The following is a 21,297-nucleotide window of genomic DNA, read 5'->3' as shown; positions in this document are numbered from 1 at the left end:
ACTAGCGATGTCTAAATCAGCAATTTTGTGTGTGGACGATGAAGTAGGAGTGTTGGAAAGTCTGGAAATTGAACTGCAACAGGCATTTAACGGTAAATATCTTTGCGAATTTGCTGAAAGTGCTGCCGAAGCCCTGGAAATTATTGAAGAGCTATGTGAAGCTGAGGTTAACATTTTAGTAATTGTCTCTGATTGGTTGATGCCCGGAATGAAAGGAGATGAGTTGCTGATTCAAATTCATCAAAAATATCCGCAAATTGTGACAGTGATGCTGACTGGCCAAGCAGACAAAGAGGCAATCGAACGCACAAAAACTCAAGCAAATCTTCATGCTTTCATAGAAAAACCTTGGCAAAATCAAGAATTAATTGAAGCGATTAAGTCTGGTCTAGCAAATTTATGAAAAAACCAGTCATTATTTGTGTCGATGATGAGCAGACTATACTCGATAGTCTGGAAATAGACCTGCTAAAAGCCTTTGAAGATAAATATTTAATTGAAACGGCCCAAAGTGGCGAAGAAGCTTTAGAGTTGCTGTCAGAACTTTTAGCAGAACAGTATGAAGTTCCTTTGGTTATTTCGGATCATATCATGCCTAGTATGAAAGGAGATGAACTATTAAGGAGCGTTCATGCTATCTCGCCGAACTGTCTCAAGATTATGCTGACGGGGCAGGCCGATTTGGAGGCGGTAGCCAATGCTATTAACTATGCTAAATTGTACCGATATATACCTAAACCTTGGCAATGTGATGACTTAAAATTAACTGTCACTGAGGCAATATATAGATATTTTCAAGATAAACAATTAGCTGAAAAACAAAGAGAACTTCAGGAAATGAATCAGGAGTTGGTAAAATTAAACCGCAAGCAGGCAATGCTGATTGCCAAACTCCATGAAAACGAAAGTCGCTTGACACAATATCTAGAAGCTATGCCATTGGGCGTGTGTGTACTGGATGCAAACGGCCAATCTTTCTACGCTAATCAGAAGGCACGGGATGTATTTGGCAAAGGCACTGTGCCGCATATTAATTCAGAGCAAAAAGCCGCAATTTATCAATTCTATAAAACCGGAACTAATCAGAGATGCCCCGTGGAAGAATTGCCAATTATGCGGGCACTTCGGGGCGAAAATGTGCGGACTGAGGATGTAGAAATTCGTACAGCTAATAAGATCATTCCTGTAGAGAGTTGGGCAACTCCAATTTATGATTCTACAGGCGACATTTCCTATGCGATTATTGCTTTTAGTGACATAACTGAACGTAAGGAAGCTGTAGCGGCGCTAATTCAAGCTGAAGAGAAGTATCGCGGGATATTTGAAAATGCTCTAGAAGGTATTTTTCAGACGACGCCAGACGGAAATTTTATCAGTGCGAATCCTGCTCTGGCGGAAATTTACGGCTACGATTCCGCGTCAGAATTGATAGAAAGTATTAATGATATTCAGCAGCAATTGTACGTGGAACCGAACCGCCGTCAAGAGTTTCTGGCGCTGATGAAACAGTACGGTACTCTGGGTGAGTTTGAGTCTCAGGTTTACTGTCGAGATGGCAGCATTATCTGGATTTCTGAGTATGCGCGCACAGTTTATGATGCTAACGGTGAAGTGCTTTACTATCAGGGTTTTGCTAAAGATATTAGTTTGCAAAGACAGGTGGAAGTAGAACGAATCAGGTTTACTAATGATTTAGAAAAAGCTTTGGCAGCCGAAGAAAAGTTAAATGAGGCACTGTCAGAAAACGAAAGCCGATTGACTCAATTCCTGGAAGCGATGCCAGTGGGAATATTTGTTGTCGATGGTAAGGGGAAACCTTTTTACATGAATTCTTGGGGCGAAAGGATACTAGCCGAAGGTTTAATTTTTGATGGGGGTACTGAGCAATTCCCTGAAGCTTATCATTTTTATGACGCTGGAACTAATCAATTGTATCCGAGGGATAGCCAACCGATTGTTCGGGCGTTGCGGGGAGAATTTGTGCGTATGGACGATCTAGAAATTCATGGGTCGGATCGGATTGTGCCGATCGAGGTTTGGGCGACTCCAATCTACGACGAACGGAAAAACATAGTTTACGCGATCACGGCTTTTCAAGACATCACGGAACGTCTAGAGGTAGAAACCGAGCGCCGCCAATTCACAGACGAGTTACAAAAAGCTTTAGCAGCGGAAGAAAAATTAACAGATGCTTACGGGCGGTTTGTGCCGCACGAATTTCTCCACTTTCTGGGATATGAAAGTATTCTGGAAGTCAAATTAGGCGATCAGGTACAGAAAGAAATGTCGGTGCTATTTTCAGATATCCGCGATTTCACTTCTCTTTCAGAAAGGATGAATCCCGAAGAAAATTTTAAATTTATCAATGGTTATTTGTCGCGAATGGAACCGGCAATTACTAATAATTTTGGTTTTATTGATAAATACATGGGCGATGCGATTATGGCGCTGTTTGATGGCAGTGCGGATGATGCTGTGAAAGCTGGAATTGCAATGCTAGAACAGCTTAAGGAGTATAATATTAGTCGCACTCGACCCGATTGCCCGCCGCTGCAAATTGGCATTGGAATCAATACGGGTTCTTTGATGTTAGGCACGGTTGGCGGTCAAAGTCGGATGGACAGCACGGTGATTAGCGATGCGGTAAACTTAGCCTCCCGCGTGGAAAATTTGACAAAAGAGTATGGAGTTTCGATGTTAATTACTCACCATACTTTTATACAGTTGAACGATATTTATGATTTTAGGTTGATCGATCGCGTAGCAGTTAAAGGCAAATCGCGAATGGTAACAGTTTATGAAGTATTTGCGGCCGATCCGCCAGAGTTACGACAGAAAAAGTTAGAGACTAAGACAATCTTTGAGCAAGCTTTGGTACTCTACAATAGTGATCAGTGTGTCGAAGCTAAAAGATGGTTTTCGGCCTGCTTGGAAATCAACCCTAATGATAAGGTAGCTCAAATTTATATGCAGCGGTGTGCGAAAGGAGCGATCGTTCCTCCATAATACAATTTTAAATTTTAGATTTTATAATTGGGAATGATTTATTCGATAATGGTTGGGAGTTTGCCTACCGTTATATTCTTTTTTGAAACTGGAATAATCATTGTTTAGACAGGCAGAGAAACGCAAACTATTGTTGCTTGCTGCGGCGGTAAACTTTCTATTTTAAATTCTCCTCCGTGCAATTCTACAAGGCGTTGAACAATAGCCAGCCCCAATCCCAAACCTGCTTGTTGGTACAGTTTGCGATCGAACTGCCTGTAAGCTTCTAGCTGTGCAATCTGATCGGCAGTCATGCCGCGGCCTTGGTCTTTGACAGACAGAATAAAAGTCTGATTTTCGACGAAAGTGCTTAATAAAACTGGCGTTCCTTCTAATGAAAATTTGAAGGCATTGTCCAATAGTTCTTCAACAATTTTTGCGAGTCTGACAGAATCCATAGCTACCGACGCATCTTGCAAGTTTAATTGTAAATCGTCTGTTCTATTCGCGTGTTTTGCTTGCTGCCGCGCTTTTTGACTCAGCAAAGATTTTACACAGCTAAATTCGCTATTACGCATTTCCTTTAGCAGTTCGGGATTTGTGGCTGCTATCTCCAGTTCTGCATACAGCAAAAAGTTCTGAATAAGTCGATACAAGCGATGACCGGAAGTTTGAATTTGACCGATCATCTCTAAGATATCTGATTCCTCTAAGACCTGATATTCTGACAGAATCAGCTCAGAAAAACCCAGAATTGCATTCAAAGGAGTCCGCAATTCGTGGGGAAGCGACATACTAATATTAGTGCGTAATTCGTCTAGCGTCTTTTGAGAGTGCCGACTAATTGTTTTTTGTTTTTCAAGTCGAATAGCAATCGCTTTTAGCAGTTCTTGCGGCGTACAAGGCTTAGTAATGTAATCGTCCGCTCCCAGTTCCATGCCCGTGCGAATGTCAACTTTATCGGCTTTGGCAGTGAGGAAAATAAACGGAATTGTGGCAGTCAAGGGTTCCGAGCGCAAAGCTTTGAGGACGCCGTGACCGTCTACTTCCGGCATCATCATGTCGCACAAAATTAAATCAGGGATTTGTTCGATCGCCAATTTGATGCCGACTTGGCCGTTAATCGCTCCCATTCCTTCAAAATTCTCGGCTTCCAGCAACTCTAAAATATTTTCTCTAATCGATTCTTCGTCTTCTATTACCAAAATCTTAGTCACGGTGATACCTCCTTTGAGTTAGTAGGTTGTTGGAAAAATCCTGGGCTCATACACTTGATAAATTTCTTTTTAAGGCGCTTAAGTGAGGGTTAAGCAGCGGATATGTATAGTTGATAATTCACTTGTTATGGACAGGGAGCGCAAATTAAAGGCAAGGTAATAGTGAAAGTTGTGCCTTTTCCTTCTTGACTGTCGAGTGCCAGTTGGCCACCGTGAAGTTCCACAGCCCTCTTCACAATTGCTAAACCGAGACCTGTTCCCGAAATGGTGCCGACATTTGGAGAGCGGTAAAAAGTTTCTAATATCCGCTCTCGATCGGCTTGGGGAATGCCGATGCCCTGGTCTTGAACTTGGAACACAGCTTCTTTGTTTTGACAGTTTAGGTGCAAGGAAACTGTACTGCCGACGGGGGAATATTTGATGGCATTTGAGAGGACATTTCCCAAAATTTGCTGCAGCAGTTTTTCATCCATTTGAGCCTCGCAGTTGCCGCCTTCATGTTGAAAGGCGATCGGGTGTTGGTTACTGTCGTTGAGCTGCTGCTCTTCTACCAGTTGACGGCAAAATTTTTCAAGGTTTAAGGAAACCGGTTGAAACTGCAAGGTATTGGCTTCTATTTTGCCAATTACGAGGATATCTTCTAATAACTCTGTCATGCGTTTAATTGCTAATTGAATCCGCACAAAATGTGTAGATTTTTTATCTTGGGGCCACTGAGAACTGTAATCTTGCAGCAATCCAGCGGAAAATTGGATGGTTGTCAAAGGTGTGCGGAACTCGTGAGAAACCATTGTGACAAATTTAGCTCGCAGTTCTGAAAGCTCCTTTTCTCGTGCGAGGGCTTTGAGAATTTCCGCTTCTGCTCGTTTACGATCGCTAATGTCACGGGCTTCCGCTATCAGCAGCAAAATTTGTCCTGTCTCATTTTTAACAGGTTTCAGTGAGAAATCAACTGTCATAATTTGGCCACTTTTGCCTAACAAGTCGATTTCGCTGCGGAAAAACTCGCCGCGACTTGCTTTGCCGATCGCGCATTGCAATTGTTCGGAAACCTGTGGCGACTGGGCCCAAATCGCCATTTCCCAAATCGGGCGGCCCACAATACCCTCCGATCGCAATCCGGCAAAATCGAGGGCTGTCTCGTTGACTTCCAGCACAATTCCTTCGGGCGTCAACAACTTGGTTAGCTGAAATGATGAGTCAAAAATCGCCCGAAAGCGGCGCTCGCTTTCCCGCAGCATTTTAAATGTTTGAGATCGTTCGATCGCGTAGCGGATCGTCCGCACTAATAATTGAGTAGTAATTTGACCTTTAACAATATAGTCTTGAGCTCCCAAGCGAACTGCTTCTAGGGCGATCGCCTCATCGTCCAAGCCTGTCATTACCACCATTGGCACATCAGGAGCAACTTCTCGCAGGCGAGTTAGCGTTTCCAAACCGCGGCTGTCGGGCAAAGAAAGGTCGAGCAAAACTACATCAAAGGGTTGTTTACACAGTTGTGCGATCGCCTCATGCAGGAACTCAACAGACACCAGTTCCCACTGGACTCCCACAGATACTTCTAACAGTTCTGCAAGCAAATCAGCATCAGCCGGATTGTCTTCTACTAACAGAATCTTAATCCACATAGCTTTGACATTTTTGACTGTAAAATTTTTACTCTACCAATCTTAGGTTAAACTTTTTTGCTTTCCCTTGCCATTTTCAACTTGAAAATTATTATTTGGGAACTGTCACCACCACCAGCCACCACTCCTCAATCCATCTCACAAGCTTAGCGACTTGACTAAAATGGATAGGGAGCATCTCAATGAAAGCAGGCAAGCTAAAAATTGGAGTTTTGAGGCTCTCTTGCTGCGAGGCTCTCTTGCTGCGGAGAAAGAGTCAGAAGGAAGAAGCCAGAAGAAGTGTTTTTACAAATATGAGATGCTCCCAATGGATAGGCTTAGTGATGTAGCAACGGGCTGACAGGGCATAAAACTGGAGCATCTCTTTATCGGCTACTGAGGTTGTCATAATTACCACCGGAATCATTTTTAACTTGAGTGGTGAGTTAATTTAGATCAATATTTCCCAACCATTTTTTATGCCAAATCAAGTCAAGCAGAATTAAATCGGGACTGGAAGGTTAACAAACAAGCCTTCTTTATTCACTAAAATTATTGGTGATCCTCTATTTTCTACTGTGCGACTTGTTAATAATTTGCTTGTCGCCAGATTTTATAAAGCCCATTCAGCATCCCTGAGCGAATGATCCACCAGCCGAATTTCCATAGGTTGAAAACTTTTATAGCGTTCATAAGCCAAGCATCTGTTCGTTTAATTTAGAGGAAGTTTGACGACTGCCAGCCAGAAGTCCTCAATTAACCTGACTACTTTAGTAAATTCTACGAAGTCTACAGGCTTGGTTATGTAACAGTTGGCATGGAGCGAGTAGGACTTAAAAATATCTTCGGGAGCTGCTGAAGTGCTGAGAATAACTACAGGAATTAATTTTAACTTGGGGTCGGTTTTAATTTCTTCTAGCACTTCAATACCGCTTTTTTTCGGGAGATGCAAATCGAGCAAAATCAAATCGGGACGGGGTACTCTGAGATAAGGTTCTTTGCGGCGCAAAAACTTGATTGCTTCGACTCCATCCTCCACAAAATGTAAGTTATTCAATATTTTACCCTGACCTAGGACTTCTCTTGCCAAATCGGCATCGCTGGGAGAATCCTCAATCAGCAGAATCTCTATGGGCCTAACAGTGCTTCGATCGCTCATAATCGGCGTATCCTTTTGAGTATAAAAACAAAATTGAATTTTGAGCCTTCAGGTACTAATTATAGGAATAGTGAAGTAAAAAGTCGCTCCTTTTCCCTCCTGAGATTCCACCCAAATGCGGCCGCCGTGGCGTTCAACAATGCGCTTGCACATCGCCAAACCTATGCCAGTACCAGAATATTCGCGGCGGGAGTGCAGGCGCCCAAAAATGATAAAAATGCGATCGGCATACTGCGGATCGATGCCAATGCCGTTATCGCGGACACTGAACACCCATTCGCTCTCTTTCCTGCGGGCAGCGATATGAATCAAAGGGATATCTTTGCGACAAAATTTGATGCCGTTGCCGATCAAATTTTGGAATAATTGCACCAGTTGAGATTCATCCGCCATCACGGTTGGCATCGCGTCGCAGGTGATTACAGCTTTTGTTTCGGCGATCGCAATTTGCAAATTGCACATACTTTGCTTAACCACAGCGTTGCAGTCCGCCTGGTCAAACTCCTGACCCCTCGTTCCCAGGCGCGAATACGCCAACAAATCGTTAATTAACTGCTGCATTCTGGTGGCGCCATCGACAATATAATTAATATACTTATCTGCGCGATCGTCCAAATTTCCTTGATAGCGCTGGGCAAGCAATTGAGTGTAACTGGTAACGGCTCGGAGTGGTTCTTGTAAATCGTGGGAAGCCACATAAGCAAATTGTTCTAATTCCTCGTTGGAACGCTTCAAATCTTCTGTCAGTTGCAGCAGTTGCTGCTCTGCTTCTTTGCGGCTTGTAATGTTGTAAACCAAGGCGCAACAAGACAGCAGATTACCCTCGGAGTCCATGACTGGACTGGTAGACATATCAGTCCAAATATCTTTACCGTCCTTGCTTTTGAATTTAAATTCGTGTTGTTCACCAATACCTTGCTTGCGCCGCTCGATATGATCGAGAGCTTTTTCTTTTTCCGGTTCGTCCATGAACTCAAAAAGCGGCCGACCGAACATTTCTAATTCACTATAACCTAGCATTCGCGCCATTGCGTGGTTTACGTAAGTCGTGAGGCCATTTCTGTCAATTACCCAAATACCTTCTTCTGCTAATTCAACTATTTGCCTGTACTTGAATTCGCTTTCCTGCAAAGCAGTTTCAGTTAGTTTTCGCTCAGTGATATCTTTCATAAAACAGTGATGGCCGTTAAATATCCCTTGTGAGTCGCAAGCTTTTACCATTGTTAATTGCTTATAAAAAAACGAGCCATTTTTCCGAACGCCCCTAGCTTCAACTTCTACTTTGCCAGAAATTAACATTTCCTGATAAGCTGAGAGCATCATCTCAACATCGCCCGGATGTACGGTGAGCTGCCATTCCATGCCAAGCATTTGTTCCGGTTCGTAACCGCATTTATGAGCGTAAGCTCGGTTAACCTTCACGTAGCGTCCCTCAATATCAAGCAGCGAAATGCCTTCCACCGTATTTTGCATGGCATTTGTGAGGTCACGCAGCTCTTTTTCAGCTTGTTTGCGATCGCTAATATCCTGACCGATACCCAAAAAACCGTTAATATTTCCGTTACTATCAAATAAGGCAGTCACCGACAGCAGTACCGGAAACCGCGAACCATCTTTGCGAATGTAAGTCCATTCATTTTCGTCCGCGATTTCTCGGCACGGGAAGGCAAAAAATACTTGAATTCCCGGCTCTATTTTCACTCCCAATTCATGAGAAAGAACTTCAGCTCTTTTAGCTATCTCCCGAGGATCGTGAATTATTGCTAGCGTGACTTTCCCCACCACTTCTTCTAGCGAATAACCTAAAAGTTTCTCAGCAGCACGATTAAATGTTTTAATTATACCGTCGGTATCTGTAGAAATAATTGTGTAGTTAGCGCTATTAAGAATTGCATTTTGCAGTTGCGTCAATTCCAACAAAGTGAGAGCAATTTTTTCGCGGTAGGCTATTTCTTTTTGCAATTGGTGGTTAGAAATTTCCATTTGAGCAGTGCGCTCAGCAACTCGATGCTCCAGAGTTTCATTGAGCCGTCGATTTTCATCTTCTACCTGCTTGCGTTCTGTAATATCAGTAATAGTACACACATAACTTTTGACCTCCCCATTTTCTCCGATTTGACCGACAGATTGACCGAACACCCAACTGATTTGAGTGTGATTAATGCCTTGAAAGCGGTACTCTGATTTAAAGGGCAATTTCTCCTGCGCGGCGCTATACCATTCAGAAAAAACCCGATCGCGGTCCTCTGGATGAATGCCTTGCAACCACCCTTTGCCCAAAGCTTCATCACAGGTAATTCCCGAAATTTGACACCAGCGCTCGTTGACATACAAGCAGTCTCCTACAGCATCTGCATAAAATATTCCTACCGGCGAAGCTTCAGTTAAAGTTTGATAGCGAGCTTCCGTTTCTCGGCGTTCTATTATTTCTTTTTGCAGTATTAGATCGATCATCCCTAATTGAGTTGGGCTGAGGAGAGTTAATGATTGAGGAAGTAAAGGAATTAATGCAAAAGCGCTGTAAGCAGAAATCGTGGCGGTAATAATTTTTAGAATGCCAGAAACCCAATAAACAGGATGCCAAAGCATCCAAACATCCATTATATGAGTAGTGCCGCAGGAGATAATAAAGGCTGCAAACAGCCAAAAGATATTGCGAAAGGGCAAGTCTTTTCGCTGAAATATAAAATAATAAATTAGCGAAAGAGGTATTGAATAGTAAGCCAGGGCAATGATAGAGTCTGACACTATGTGGAGTGCTACTAGCTCTGGCTGCCAAAGGTAACAGTGGCCGTGAGGAATATAATTTCCTGTGAATAACAAGTGATTTAAAAAGTTCCAAATCATAAACGGAATGGGAAATGGGGAAGGAGTAATTTAACGTAATAACTTATAACTTATCTTAACTCTCTGAAATATAAAGTTCTGGAGGCACGGGGGGCTAAAAACCCGGTTTCATCATCAATGCCTCGTTGCCAAACCGAATATTGTTGTAGAAACTGGTTTTTCTTCCGTAAGTCTTAATATAGCAATTCTCAATGATTCGCAAGCTGTAGCGAGCTCTAGGTTGGGTATAACTCATATGTTGCACCATTCTCAATAATCCTTTTAGGAACAGGCTTTCCGGCCCGTTCCACAAGAGATGAATTTTCTTGTGGAACAGGCCGGAAAGCCTGTTGCTGACAATGGTTCAAGATGTGAGGTATGACGAAGTGAAAGCCTATATAGCAATCCTAATTCCTTTGTGAATTTCTTACTCCCTCCCCTTGCTAAGGGGAGGGTTGGGGTGGGGTAAAAAATTTACGACTCCTCCAAGGATTGCTATATGCCGATTTGAGATTTTAGGATTTTAGCTTTTCCTGTCTTCTTCCTTATCTTCTAAATAACTAAAGCCTTCTTCCATCCATCCGTTACATCTGCTACATCGGAAGAAAGCGAATCCGTTGCCGAACTTCCTTCTGCTATAAAAAATGGGGCGAGCCTGAAGCCCGCCCCACCAAAAATTATGCTGCTGCTATTAGCCCAACAGCGCCTGAGCCTTAGCTACCACATTATCAACGGTGTAGCCAAACTTTTCTAAAGCAACGGGGCCCGGTGCAGAAGCGCCGAATCTGTCAATACTGAGGCTATCGCCTTCAGAACCCAAATAACGTCCCCAGCCGAAGCTACAACCTGCTTCAACGGCCAACCGCTTAGTAACAGCTTTCGGCAGTACAGATTCGCGGTAAGCGGCATCTTGTAAGTCGAACAATTCCCAGCAAGGCATCGAAACTACGCGCACTTTATTACCTGCGGCGCGCAATTTTTCAGCGGCATCAACGCAGAGGTAGGTTTCGCCGCCGGTGCCGATTAAAATGATGTCGGGAGTGCCGCCGTCGTCAGACAAAATGTAAGCGCCTTTGGCGGTTCCTTCGATCGAACTTCCAGCCAAGTTGGGCAGATTTTGGCGCGACAAAGCCATTAAAGTTGGGCGAGTGCGGCTTTCAACTGCCACTTTGTAAGCGCCGGATGTTTCATTACCATCCGCAGGGCGCATTACCAACAAATCGGGAATTACTCGCAGAGAAGCGATGGTTTCCACGGGTTGGTGAGTTGGGCCATCTTCGCCCAAGGCTACGGAGTCGTGAGTCATTACGTAAATAACTCCAGCTTCCGAGAGTGCAGAGAGGCGAATTGCTCCCCGCATATAGTCAGCAAATACCAAGAAAGTGGCGCAGTAAGGAATTAAACCGCCGTGCAAAAGCATACCGTTGGCGATCGCACCCATGCCGTGTTCCCGCACACCAAAGCGCAGGTTACGTCCTTCGTACTGACCTTTTTGGAAGTCTTTTTCACCCTTGAGCAAAGTCATGTTTGAAGATGCCAAGTCAGCGGAACCGCCGATCAATTCAGGTAGAACACCTGCCAAAGCATTCAAACATTTTCCAGAATGATTCCGAGTCGAATCGGCCTTATCTTCTGCCTTGTATGTCGGCAAAACTTTATCCCAACCTTCGGGAAGTTTGCCGGCCACTGTGCGCTCATATTCTGCTGCTTCTGCAGGATATGCTGCTTTATAAGCATCAAAAGCTTTCTGCCATTCTTGCTCCGATTGAGCACCGCGATCGACTGCTTTGCGGAAGTGTGACAAAGCATCATCAGGAATCTCAAACGGTGCGTGTTCCCACTTCAAGAAATCGCGAGTTGCTTGCACTTCATCGCTACCCAAAGCAGCACCGTGAGCGCTGTAGGAATTGCGCTTGTTTGGAGAACCATAACCAATGATGGTACGGACTTTTATCATGGACGGTTTGTCCGTGACTTTTTTGGCTTCTTCAATAGCTTTGTGAACTGCTTCTAGGTTAGTATCTTCGTCTAGAGCGGTATTGTCTACTGTAATAACGTGCCAGTTGTAAGCTTCAAAACGCTTGCCGACATCTTCAGTAAAGGCCAAGCTTGTGTCGCCTTCAATAGAAATGTGATTGTCATCGTACAAGGCAATTAATTTGCCGAGTCCGAGGTGTCCGGCCAAAGAACAAGCTTCGCCAGAAACGCCTTCCATGTGGCAGCCGTCACCCATGATGACATAGGTGTAGTGGTCAACAATGGTGTGGTCGGGCTTGTTAAACTTAGCAGCGAGGTGAGCTTCTGCCATTGCCAAACCGACGGCATTAGCAATTCCTTGTCCGAGGGGGCCGGTGGTAACTTCTACGCCTTCGGTGACAAAGTTTTCGGGGTGTCCAGGGGTTTTGGATTCCCATTGACGAAATTGCTTGATGTCGTCGAGGGTGACGCTATCGTAGCCGGTCAAGTACATGAGGGCGTACTGTAGCATACAGCCGTGGCCGGCGGAGAGGACGAAGCGATCGCGATTAAACCACTTGGGGTTTTTGGGGTTGAACCGCATGAACCGATCCCACAGCACGAAGGCCATAGGGGCAGCGCCCATCGGCAGTCCCGGGTGTCCTGATTTTGCTTTTTCTACCGCATCGATGGCCAAAAAGCGGATAGAGTTGATGCAGAGTTCTTCGAGTGATTGGGTTGCAACAGCCATAATTCTGGTTTTTATACGTTAAGAGAGAGTGTGTGTGGTCGATTCTGACAGAGGTGCGATGAGCCGAGTTCGATCGCTCGCGTTTCTGCTGTTCAGTTTCTATGGAACTGCCGTGAGGCTGCACTACATATCATCTCACCAGTTGCGATCGACAGACAACTTAATTTTTTAATGTTTCGGTCGCTTTGTGCAGTCGATAACAATAGTTGTCTGTTGACTGTTGACTGTTGACTGTTGGGGAGAGGGAGTAGGAGGGATGGAGAGGATAGAAGACTTCCGTCAGGATTAAAACCTTACTGACCTTCCGCATCTGTCGATCGCCAGTGTGTCTGGATTATCTGACAAATTGGTCTATGTTGACCAGTTATGATAGAGTTTGGTGTTTCTGACATTTTGCAGCTCGATCGCGAACAGGCAAGATGCCTGTTCCACAAAGAGTGAATTTTCTTGTGGGGCGTTGCTTTGAGCAATGCCCGATCGCACGATCGCCAGAATAGTGCAAGATGTCAGATATTTGTAATTTTAATCAGGCAATAACTAATGACTCTCAGTGAAGCCGAAGTCCGCAGTCAAAAAGTAGACGAACTGCGATCGCAAGGCATAGAACCGTATCCCAGTGAATCCTACGCGCGATCGCACACAGCCAAGCAAGTTCGCGAAATATTTAGTCAGCCGGGAAAAGAACTCGAAAACGGACAAAGTGACCCCGAAGAAATTTCCCTGCGATTAGCCGGCCGCATCACTTCCAAGCGAGACAGCGGCAAAATTGGTTTCATCGATTTAAAAGACGCCACAGACAAAATTCAACTCAAAATCGAGAAAGCAATCGTCACCGGCGAAGTTGGTTTGAGCTTTGAACAAATTAAAAAATTGCTCGATGTCGGCGATTTTGTCGGCGTCGAAGGTATCGGCTGCCGCACCCCCAGGGGAGAACTTTCTATTTTAGTGAGGGAATTAAAGCTTTTATCAAAAGCTACCATTCAATTTCCCGATTCTTATTACGGAATTAACGACCCCGAAGTTTGCCGCCGTCACCGCGAAATGGATTTGGCAAGCAACCAAGATGCGCTCAACCGTTTTATGCTTCGCAGCCGCATCGTTCAAAGCATCCGTTCCTATCTCTGGCAAGCCAATTTTTACGAAATAGAAACGCCCACACTGCAAGCTATTTACGGCGGTGCTGCTGCTAAGCCATTCATCACTCACCACAATGCTTTAGAGGTGGATTTGTATTTGCGAGTTGCTCCAGAATTATTCTTAAAAAGAGCAATCTGCGGCGGTTTCGAGCGAGTATTTGAACTAGGCAAAGCATTTAGAAATGAGGGCATTGACAGCACCCACAATCCAGAGTTTACCTCTTTAGAAGTTTACCAAGCTTATGCCGATGTTTTCGACATTTTAGGAGTTGTCGAAGACGTGATGTGTTTCGCGGCTGCGGCGGTATTTGGGGATGTCAAAGAAATTGAAAATCAGGGGGAAACGATTAGTTTAGAACGCAAGTTCGACTACAGCGAAAAATATCCCGGTTTCAGCGGCAAACACTGGCAAGTGAAAACGATGGTAGAAGCTGTCAGAGACGAGTTTGGGCTGGATTTTGACAGTTTGGACTTGGAAAGTGCGATCGCCTCTGCAACCAAACTAGAATTGCACCTGTCTAAGTTAGAACAACAGAGTTTAGGCTACGTGCTGTATGCAGTTTTTGACAAATTAGTTGTTCCCAAACTAATTCAACCTACATTCATCATCGACTATCCTGTCGAAGTCAGTCCCTTAGCAAAAGGACATCGCAGCAAGCCGGGATTTGTAGAACGTTTCGAGCTCTTTATCAACGGTACAGAATACTCGAACGGCTTCTCAGAATTGAACGATCCGAAAGAGCAAAGAAAGCGGTTTGAGGAACAGTTGGCGCAGAAAAATGCAGGCGATGACGAAGCGCATCCAATGGATGAAGACTTTATTCAAGCGCTATCTTTGGGAATGCCTAATTGTGCGGGAATGGGTATCGGCGTAGACAGATTGGTGATGCTTTTAACTAATACTCAAAGCATCCGAGATGCGGTGATGTTCCCGACAATGCGGCCTGTCAAAGATTGATTCGTAATTTCTTGTAGGGGCGGGTTCACCAATAACATTTAATTCCCACAAACAATCTATATAAACCCGCCCCCACCCGACAAATAACCTACATCAACCTTGATTTCGATCAAATACGAAAAATGTGCATTGCGATTTACCTTTGGGTGGGGGCGGGTTTATTTAGATCGTCAATTATTGGCTAATATTGTTGGTGAACCCGCCCCTACAATTATGCAGAAAATGTGCATTGCGATTTACCTTTGGGTGGGGGCGGGTTTATTTAGATCGTCAATTATTGGCTAATATTGTTGGTGAACCCGCCCCTACAAGCCTGAATTTAACAGATTTGATATCACCGCATAAACGAACCCACAACACCGTTCATATCTTCAGCCAAAGGATTTCCCAAAGCCTTAAATTTCCACTCACCGCCTTCTCGATAAACTTCTCCCATCAACATATTTAATTTTCCTTCATAAGATGGGTCATTGGACAAGCGATAGCGAGCGATTTCTTTCCCGGCGGCATCTACAGCTCTCACAAAAGCATTTTCTACCAGGCCAAAATGCTGTTTTCTCTCTTTTCCATCGTAAATATTTACGCCCAAAATAATTTTGTGATATTCTGCTGGCAAAGAACTCAGTTTCACCACTATTTGTTCGTCGTCTCCCTCTCCCTCCCCCGTGAGATTGTCGCCTGAGTGAACAACTGTTTTGTCCTTTGACTCCAAATGAGAGTAATAAATTACATCCTCTTTGTAGTTCTTTATTTTGCCATTTTCTCCCAGCAGCAGAGCGTAGGAATCTAAGTCAAAATTGGCACCGCTGCTGCGGCCGAAAAGACCTTTTTTAGCTTGGGCAACATCCCAGCCCAAACCCATTGTCAGTCTGGACAAGTCGTATTCGCTTTTGCTGAGAACGATCGATTGTCCTTTTGTCAAGTTGATAGCCATAGTTTTGTGATTTTTTAAGGTTTATGGTGAAGTTGAATGATTGCCCTAAGCTAGCATTTTGTTTGCCTGCAAAAGCTGTTTCTAGGGTAAGAGATTTTTGATTCGTGCTGATTTTACCCAATGCGGATATTCGGCAGTCAACAAATCGTATAATTCCTCATCGGCAATATGTTCCGGGTCTTCTAAACTGAAGAAATCGGCGTTGTCTAGGTAGCGATCGCCCATTTGGTCAAGCTGCTCTAAAAAGCTAAAATCGCTCGCTACGGCTCTTGCTAACCACCCGCGAACTCCCTTGCTTTTGACATCTTTCTGCGATTTGCCGATCGCCATAAACTGCCAAAATATCGGCTCATAGGACGACCATTGTAGCTGCTGCTTGCTTTCCGATTCGTCCGCAGTTTCTCCATCCGTGACAAACATCACGTAGACAGGTCGATCGGCTTTAATACCTGCGTTGCGCCTGCTACCGCGAGCGTCAGGAAAATAGAACTTTCTAATTTCCTTCATCACTTTACCGTAGTAAGTACCTCCTTCTAAAGGATACTGTTGGAGTATATGGTCGATGAAGTTTGAGAAATTGTCGATCGACATTTCACCGGGATTGTGGGGGTTGACTCCAAACAGAAATATGTCGATCGCTGCGTTGTCATCAAACCGACATCCCAAAGCCAAAATCTTCTCTGCCAAACGCTGAATTTTTCCTGAACTGTATAGGGAAGACATGGAACCAGAAATATCGAGGCAAAGCGCTACTTGAGCATCGTGATTGGTGAGATTTGCCTTTTTGAGCGAGATATCGGCTTTCTTCGCTAGATTGAAAATGTGCGGCGCTTTCTCCTCAAGCTTTTTGTCTAATGCTATAGCTTTCTGACTTTTGTGGCTATCTTCAATAACTGGTAATTTAGGCAGTTCTACTGTACGTTTTGCTGGTTTTTCTTGCTGTTGAATCTCAGAATGATACTTATCAACAAAACTCTGCAACCCTGCTTTATATCCTTGTCCTACGGCCTGAAATCTCCAAGCTGCATCTTTTTTATACAACCGTCCAAACTCGACTGCTGTTTCTTCAGAAAAAGCTTCGGTTAAATCATACCGCGCTAGTTCGCTGTCGGTTTCGCGATCGTACAATCGGATAAAAGCATTTCTGATTTGGCTAAAATTTTGATGTTTAGCTTGTGCGTCGTGAATCGTGACCACAAAAACCATTTCCTCAACAGCAGCCGTTACTTTTTCTAAGTTTACATCAATTGTCTCGTCATCCCCTTGAGTTTGACCGGTTTGATTATCTCCCGAATGGGCGATCGATCCGTCCGGCGACTGCGAGTTATTGTAAAATACAAAGTATCTTTCATCGGGAATTTTGCCATCAGAACCTAATGCAAAAACCGAGGCATCGATATCGCAGCTTTGCTGGTTTAAGTTCGATAAATTTAGTTCAGTTGCTATTTCCCAACCCAGCGCGATCGCAACTTTGGTTAAACTTGGAGATGTTTTAGAAAGATTAAATCTTTCGCCCTTCTTTAATTGAATTCCCATCTGGTTTGTCACCTCATGAGTCTGATTGCTTAAAATCGAGGGAAACATTCCTGCTTCCGAATTTCCCCTCGATTTATTTAGCTAGTAGCGATCGACCTTTTATCCGGCATACTTATCTACAAAGCTTTGCAAGCCGGAATTGTAGCCTTGTCCTACAGCTTGGAACCTCCACTCGCCGTCTTTCTTGTAAAGTCTGCCAAACTCTACCGCTGTCTCCCTAGAAAAATCCTCGTCCAAATCGTACTTCGTTACCTCTGTGTTAGTAGTAGTGTCGTAAATCCTGATAAAAGCATTCCGCACTTGACCGAAGTTTTGCCTTCTCGATTCTGCTTCGTGGATAGTTACCACAAACACAATTTCTTCCACCGCCGGATCGACTTTGGTTAAATCGACTGTAACGGTTTCATCATCGCCAAATCCTTCTCCGGTTCTGCTATCTCCCAGATGTATTACAGAAGTGTCCGGCGACTCCTTGTTGTTGTAGAAAACAAAGTATTTTTCGCCGGGAATTTTGCCCGTAGCCCCCAACATAAACACGGAAGCATCTAAGTCAAATGCTGTGCCGGTGTCTGTAGCATTGGTATCCCATCCCAAACCGATCCCGGCATTTTTCAGCCCGGGTGCTTCTTTAGATAGATTGATTCTCCCGCCTTTTTCCAAATTGATAGACATTCGCCCTCCTATTCACAACATCACTGGCGTTACTACTAGCAATTATATCAAGTGTTATAGTAAGTTGACAATTTGCTTTTGGTACTCGTCCTCTGTGATTAGTTCGTGGGTATTTTCCACTCTGTCTAAAAACACGATTCCATCTAAATGGTCGTGTTCGTGTTGAAAAATTCGGGCCACAAAGTCTGTCAATTCTTGTCGGTGGAGTTTGCCGTCTCTACTGGTGTATTCTATCTCGATCGCCCTACTTCTCGGCACCAATCCCCGAATACCCGGAATGCTCAAACAGCCTTCCCAGTCTTTGACTGTCTCTGTTGATGCAGCCACAATCCGGGGATTAATCATCGCTGTGGGTTCCATGTTGGGTGCTTGGGGATACCGCAGGTTGGGGCGGGATGCGACGATGAACAGACGATCGGACTGAGCCGCTTGAGGGGCGGCAATCCCCACTCCGTGCGCGTGTTGTACGGTAGAGATTAAGCTGTCAATCAACTGTTGAATGCGATCGTCCTTAATATTCTCGACAACTTGCGATCGGCGGCGCAGCACAGGATTTCCTAATTGTGAGATTTGTAAGATTTCTGCCATAGTTATTGATTATCTGTTATTGGTTATTTGTTGTTACAGTTTTGTCGGTTGAATGGAGGAACAAAATATAACTTACTCACTCAATAATTAATCCGTGTATCCGTGTCCAAATCCGTGTCGTGCTTTCCTTCTTATCCAACTTTCTGAACCGGCAAACTCCCCGGTTTAACAGTCAAATTAACTATTTGCCCGTTACGGTTGATTTCCATTTGCAACAGACCGCCCACCTTAGCATTTTGCACGAACTCCTGAACAGCTTCCGACTGAATAATCGGCTGATTATTAATTTTTTGAATCACATCTCCAGCCCGCAAACCGGATGCTGCTGCCGGAGAATTAGGAACAACACTAACAATAGCCACACCCCGATCGACTGTAACTCGCAGGCTGCTGTTAGCGTTGCTGTTAATTTGCTCCTTAACATCCGGAGTCAGCGTCGCCATTTCAATTCCCAAATAAGCGTGTTCGACTTTCCCCGTCGTAATCAGTTCCTTCGCCACCTGTTGGGCCGCCTGAATGGGAATCGCAAACCCCAATCCTTGAGCACCTTGAATAATCGCCGTATTCATGCCAATAACTTGGCCCGAAGCATTCAGCAGCGGGCCGCCGGAATTCCCCGGATTAATTGCAGCGTCTGTTTGAATAAAACCGATCCGCTTGTCGGGTACGCCCACATCAGAGCTCGATCGCCCCGTAGCGCTAATAATTCCCGCAGTTACGGAATTGTCCAAACCCAAAGGATTGCCGATCGCGATCGCCCATTCCCCAGGCAACAGCTTATCCGAATTGCCGATCGCCACCACAGGCACATTATTCGCCTCAATCTTCACCACAGCAACATCCGTCACCTTATCCGCCCCCAACACCCGCCCCTGATAGCTACGGCCGTCCTTAAGAGTTACATTTACCGTATCGGCTCCCTCTACAACGTGAGCGTTAGTGAGAATCACGCCGTCGGCACCGATGACAAAACCCGAACCAGTGCCCCGTTCGATCCCGCCCCGGCCGCCCGAATTCGGTTCTATGCCAAAAAAATCTTCCGGCGACAGCCCTCTATTTCCCGGTTTCACCCGGCGCGAAGCATCGATCCGAACCACTGCCGGGCCAACTTTTGCCACGGCAGCCACAATAAAATTCACATTAGCCGCGTCGCCCGACAAGGAAGCCGGCGGCAAGACTTTGGTAGCTTGATCCTTTGTATTAGGAGGCAGTTGCAATTTCGGTTCCAGCGTCGTTTGTCCAGAATCGCCAGAATTTGCACGAAATTGAGAAACCGTTAGACGATCGCCCAACATGGCGGCCCCGGCTCCCGTTACCAGCAGCAATATGTAAATTGCCGGTTGCTTCCAAAATTTGCCAGTAGAACTCTTCATGGCCATGTTTTAAGGCTTTCCTGCCAAATCTAAATATTTGCTGAGCAGCTCCCCGATACCTGGTTTGGACTGCAGAGCCGCCAAATTTGTGGGCGATGGCGTCCCGCCCCGCAACCTGCGGCAGACTCCCTTAAACTTTAGCATCTGAAGACTAAACTCTCTAGACTGTAGAATTAATATCTTGAATGCCGATCGGCAGAGGTAAGCAGTGGACATTCCCCTAGAAAGTCTGTGGAATCAGATACTTGAACGTCTCCAGGTACAACTGAGCAGACCTAGCTTTGAGACGTGGATCAAAACTGCCAGGGCAGAACAACTCGAAAATAACTGTTTGATCGTCAGCGCCCCCAACCCCTTTGCTCGCAATTGGTTGCAAAAATATTACGTCAAAACTATTGCCGATGCAGTCTACGAAATTCTCGGCTATCCCGTAGACATTTACTTGACAATTGCCGGGGGAAACGAAACAGGCGGCAGCAGCGACTCGGCCATGATTTGGCCCTCCCCCATCGCCGCCGATGTCCCGGAAACCCACTCGCTTCACCCTCCCAAACCCGCCAATTTAAACCCGAAATACGTATTTTCCCGCTTTGTCGTCGGTTCCAACAACCGCATGGCTCACGCGGCTTCCCTCGCGGTAGCCGAGTCTCCGGGTCGAGAATTCAATCCCCTATTTTTGTGCGGTGGCGTCGGTTTGGGCAAAACTCATTTGATGCAGGCGATCGGTCATTATCGCTTGGAAATTGACCCCAACGCCAAGATTTTTTACGTTTCTACTGAGAAATTTACTAACGATTTAATCGCCGCAATTCGCAAAGACAGTATGCAAACTTTCCGCGACCATTATCGGGCAGCCGATGTTTTATTAATAGATGATATCCAATTTATTGAAGGTAAAGAATACACTCAAGAAGAATTTTTTCACACTTTTAATACCTTGCACGAATCGGGAAACCAAGTAGTTTTAGCTTCCGATCGCCCGCCGCAGCAAATTCCCCGCCTGCAAGAGCGTTTGTGTTCCCGATTTTCCATGGGATTAATTGCCGACATTCAATTGCCAGACTTGGAAACTCGGATGGCAATTTTGCAGAAAAAAGCTGAGTATGAAAATATGCGGTTGCCGCGAGATGTGATTGAATACATTGCTTCTAGTTACACTTCCAACGTTCGGGAATTAGAAGGTGCTTTGATTCGGGCGGTAGCATATCTTTCAATTACCGGTTTGCCGATGACCGTGGAAAATATCGCCCCGGTTTTGAATCCGCAAACTGAAAGCGTAGAGGCAACGCCAGATGCAGTAATTGCAGTTGTGGCTGAGGAGTTTGATGTTTCTGTTGAAGATTTGAAAGGAATTTCCCGTCGGCGAGAAATTAGTCTGGCACGTCAAATAGGGATGTATTTAATTCGGCAGCATACTGGTTTGAGTTTGCCGAAAGTTGGCGAAGTGTTCGGCGGCAAAGATCACACGACTGTGCTTTACAGTTGTGACAAAATTGCTCAGTTGCGGAACACTGACCCGAATTTGGCCCAAACTTTGCGTCAGTTGAGCGATCGAATTAACGTTGTCAGCCGCAAAACTTGAGAACAAGTCAGTTGTCA

Annotated in this window: 15 protein-coding genes; 5 read left to right on the top strand and 10 right to left on the bottom strand. The window is 45.0% G+C overall.

All coding sequences use genetic code 11. The annotated features are described in order from the left end of the window. Window positions 1-7 precede the first annotated feature (7 nt). Together QUA43_RS00145 and QUA43_RS00140 are read left to right on the top strand one after the other, a co-directional pair. Complete coding sequence (locus QUA43_RS00145; protein ID WP_333329008.1) at window positions 8-403, top strand: response regulator; 396 nt, start codon at window positions 8-10, stop codon at window positions 401-403. Further along, window positions 400-3,006 carry a PAS domain S-box protein gene (locus QUA43_RS00140; RefSeq protein WP_333369974.1) on the top strand — a complete coding sequence of 869 codons (2,607 nt, stop codon included), beginning with the start codon at window positions 400-402 and terminating at the stop codon, window positions 3,004-3,006. The genes QUA43_RS00145 and QUA43_RS00140 overlap by 4 nt, the downstream gene beginning before the upstream one ends. Before the next feature lie 104 nt (window positions 3,007-3,110). Here QUA43_RS00140 and QUA43_RS00135 read toward each other — a convergent pair whose 3' ends face one another. The 5 genes from QUA43_RS00135 to tkt form a co-directional block, all read right to left on the bottom strand. After that, complete coding sequence (locus QUA43_RS00135; protein WP_333369973.1) at window positions 3,111-4,202, bottom strand: response regulator; 1,092 nt, start codon at window positions 4,200-4,202, stop codon at window positions 3,111-3,113. A 125-nt stretch (window positions 4,203-4,327) separates the two neighbouring features. Continuing rightward, the gene (locus QUA43_RS00130; RefSeq protein ID WP_333369971.1) at window positions 4,328-5,830 is read right to left on the bottom strand and encodes an ATP-binding protein; all 1,503 of its coding nucleotides are present in this window, start codon (window positions 5,828-5,830) and stop codon (window positions 4,328-4,330) included. Between the two features lie 691 nt (window positions 5,831-6,521). Continuing rightward, a complete protein-coding gene (locus QUA43_RS00125; RefSeq protein WP_333369969.1) occupies window positions 6,522-6,968 on the bottom strand; it encodes a response regulator in 447 nt (148 codons plus the stop codon). Window positions 6,969-7,016: 48 nt separating this feature from the next. Then, window positions 7,017-9,815, bottom strand: a complete 2,799-nt coding sequence (locus QUA43_RS00120; RefSeq protein WP_445301933.1) for a PAS domain-containing sensor histidine kinase — start codon at window positions 9,813-9,815, stop codon at window positions 7,017-7,019. Between the two features lie 670 nt (window positions 9,816-10,485). Then, entirely contained in the window at window positions 10,486-12,501 is a 2,016-nt protein-coding gene (gene tkt / locus QUA43_RS00115; RefSeq protein ID WP_333369965.1) for a transketolase, read from the bottom strand. A gap of 34 nt (window positions 12,502-12,535) precedes the next feature. Between tkt and QUA43_RS00110 the strand changes: the two genes are divergently transcribed. Beyond that, the gene (locus QUA43_RS00110; RefSeq protein WP_333068296.1) at window positions 12,536-12,673 is read left to right on the top strand and encodes a hypothetical protein; all 138 of its coding nucleotides are present in this window, start codon (window positions 12,536-12,538) and stop codon (window positions 12,671-12,673) included. A gap of 368 nt (window positions 12,674-13,041) precedes the next feature. Then, a complete protein-coding gene (gene lysS, locus QUA43_RS00105) occupies window positions 13,042-14,595 on the top strand; it encodes a lysine--tRNA ligase (protein WP_333369963.1) in 1,554 nt (517 codons plus the stop codon). Window positions 14,596-14,929: 334 nt separating this feature from the next. Here the strand turns inward: lysS and QUA43_RS00100 are convergent, their stop codons facing one another. The 5 genes from QUA43_RS00100 to QUA43_RS00080 all read right to left on the bottom strand — a co-directional run bounded on the left by QUA43_RS00100 (window position 14,930) and on the right by QUA43_RS00080 (window position 19,698). Next, a complete protein-coding gene (locus QUA43_RS00100) occupies window positions 14,930-15,529 on the bottom strand; it encodes a TerD family protein (RefSeq protein WP_333369962.1) in 600 nt (199 codons plus the stop codon). A gap of 81 nt (window positions 15,530-15,610) precedes the next feature. Continuing rightward, window positions 15,611-17,113: a TerD family protein gene (locus QUA43_RS00095; RefSeq protein ID WP_333369960.1), complete on the bottom strand. Its 1,503-nt coding sequence runs from the start codon at window positions 17,111-17,113 to the stop codon at window positions 15,611-15,613. A gap of 51 nt (window positions 17,114-17,164) precedes the next feature. Further along, entirely contained in the window at window positions 17,165-17,737 is a 573-nt protein-coding gene (locus tag QUA43_RS00090) for a TerD family protein (RefSeq protein WP_333369958.1), read from the bottom strand. A 54-nt stretch (window positions 17,738-17,791) separates the two neighbouring features. Next, window positions 17,792-18,325, bottom strand: coding sequence for a peptide deformylase (gene def, locus QUA43_RS00085; protein WP_333369956.1), 534 nt, complete (start codon window positions 18,323-18,325; stop codon window positions 17,792-17,794). Window positions 18,326-18,456: 131 nt separating this feature from the next. Further along, window positions 18,457-19,698 carry an HhoA/HhoB/HtrA family serine endopeptidase gene (locus QUA43_RS00080; protein ID WP_333369954.1) on the bottom strand — a complete coding sequence of 414 codons (1,242 nt, stop codon included), beginning with the start codon at window positions 19,696-19,698 and terminating at the stop codon, window positions 18,457-18,459. 208 nt (window positions 19,699-19,906) lie between these two features. On the opposite strand from QUA43_RS00080, the gene dnaA reads away from it, so the two are divergent. Continuing rightward, window positions 19,907-21,280, top strand: coding sequence for a chromosomal replication initiator protein DnaA (gene dnaA / locus QUA43_RS00075; protein WP_333369952.1), 1,374 nt, complete (start codon window positions 19,907-19,909; stop codon window positions 21,278-21,280). Window positions 21,281-21,297: the final 17 nt, after the last annotated feature.

Source organism: Microcoleus sp. N9_B4 (assembly GCF_036701635.1).
Taxonomy (GTDB): domain Bacteria; phylum Cyanobacteriota; class Cyanobacteriia; order Cyanobacteriales; family Microcoleaceae; genus Microcoleus.
The sequence above is the reverse complement of the archived record's forward strand: the minus strand, read 5'-3'. Positions and strand labels throughout refer to the sequence as shown.

Excerpts from the sequence above, each read along its gene's own strand:
- def (WP_333369956.1), bottom strand. The coding sequence starts at position 18,325 with ATGGCAGAAATCTTACAAATCTCACAATTAGGAAATCCTGTGCTGCGC.
- QUA43_RS00145 (WP_333329008.1), top strand. The coding sequence starts at position 8 with ATGTCTAAATCAGCAATTTTGTGTGTGGACGATGAAGTAGGAGTGTTG.
- QUA43_RS00100 (WP_333369962.1), bottom strand. The coding sequence starts at position 15,529 with ATGGCTATCAACTTGACAAAAGGACAATCGATCGTTCTCAGCAAAAGC.
- QUA43_RS00125 (WP_333369969.1), bottom strand. The coding sequence starts at position 6,968 with ATGAGCGATCGAAGCACTGTTAGGCCCATAGAGATTCTGCTGATTGAG.
- lysS (WP_333369963.1), top strand. The coding sequence starts at position 13,042 with ATGACTCTCAGTGAAGCCGAAGTCCGCAGTCAAAAAGTAGACGAACTG.
- tkt (WP_333369965.1), bottom strand. The coding sequence starts at position 12,501 with ATGGCTGTTGCAACCCAATCACTCGAAGAACTCTGCATCAACTCTATC.
- QUA43_RS00120 (WP_445301933.1), bottom strand. The coding sequence starts at position 9,815 with ATGATTTGGAACTTTTTAAATCACTTGTTATTCACAGGAAATTATATT.
- QUA43_RS00130 (WP_333369971.1), bottom strand. The coding sequence starts at position 5,830 with ATGTGGATTAAGATTCTGTTAGTAGAAGACAATCCGGCTGATGCTGAT.
- QUA43_RS00140 (WP_333369974.1), top strand. The coding sequence starts at position 400 with ATGAAAAAACCAGTCATTATTTGTGTCGATGATGAGCAGACTATACTC.
- QUA43_RS00080 (WP_333369954.1), bottom strand. The coding sequence starts at position 19,698 with ATGAAGAGTTCTACTGGCAAATTTTGGAAGCAACCGGCAATTTACATA.
- QUA43_RS00095 (WP_333369960.1), bottom strand. The coding sequence starts at position 17,113 with ATGTTTCCCTCGATTTTAAGCAATCAGACTCATGAGGTGACAAACCAG.
- QUA43_RS00090 (WP_333369958.1), bottom strand. The coding sequence starts at position 17,737 with ATGTCTATCAATTTGGAAAAAGGCGGGAGAATCAATCTATCTAAAGAA.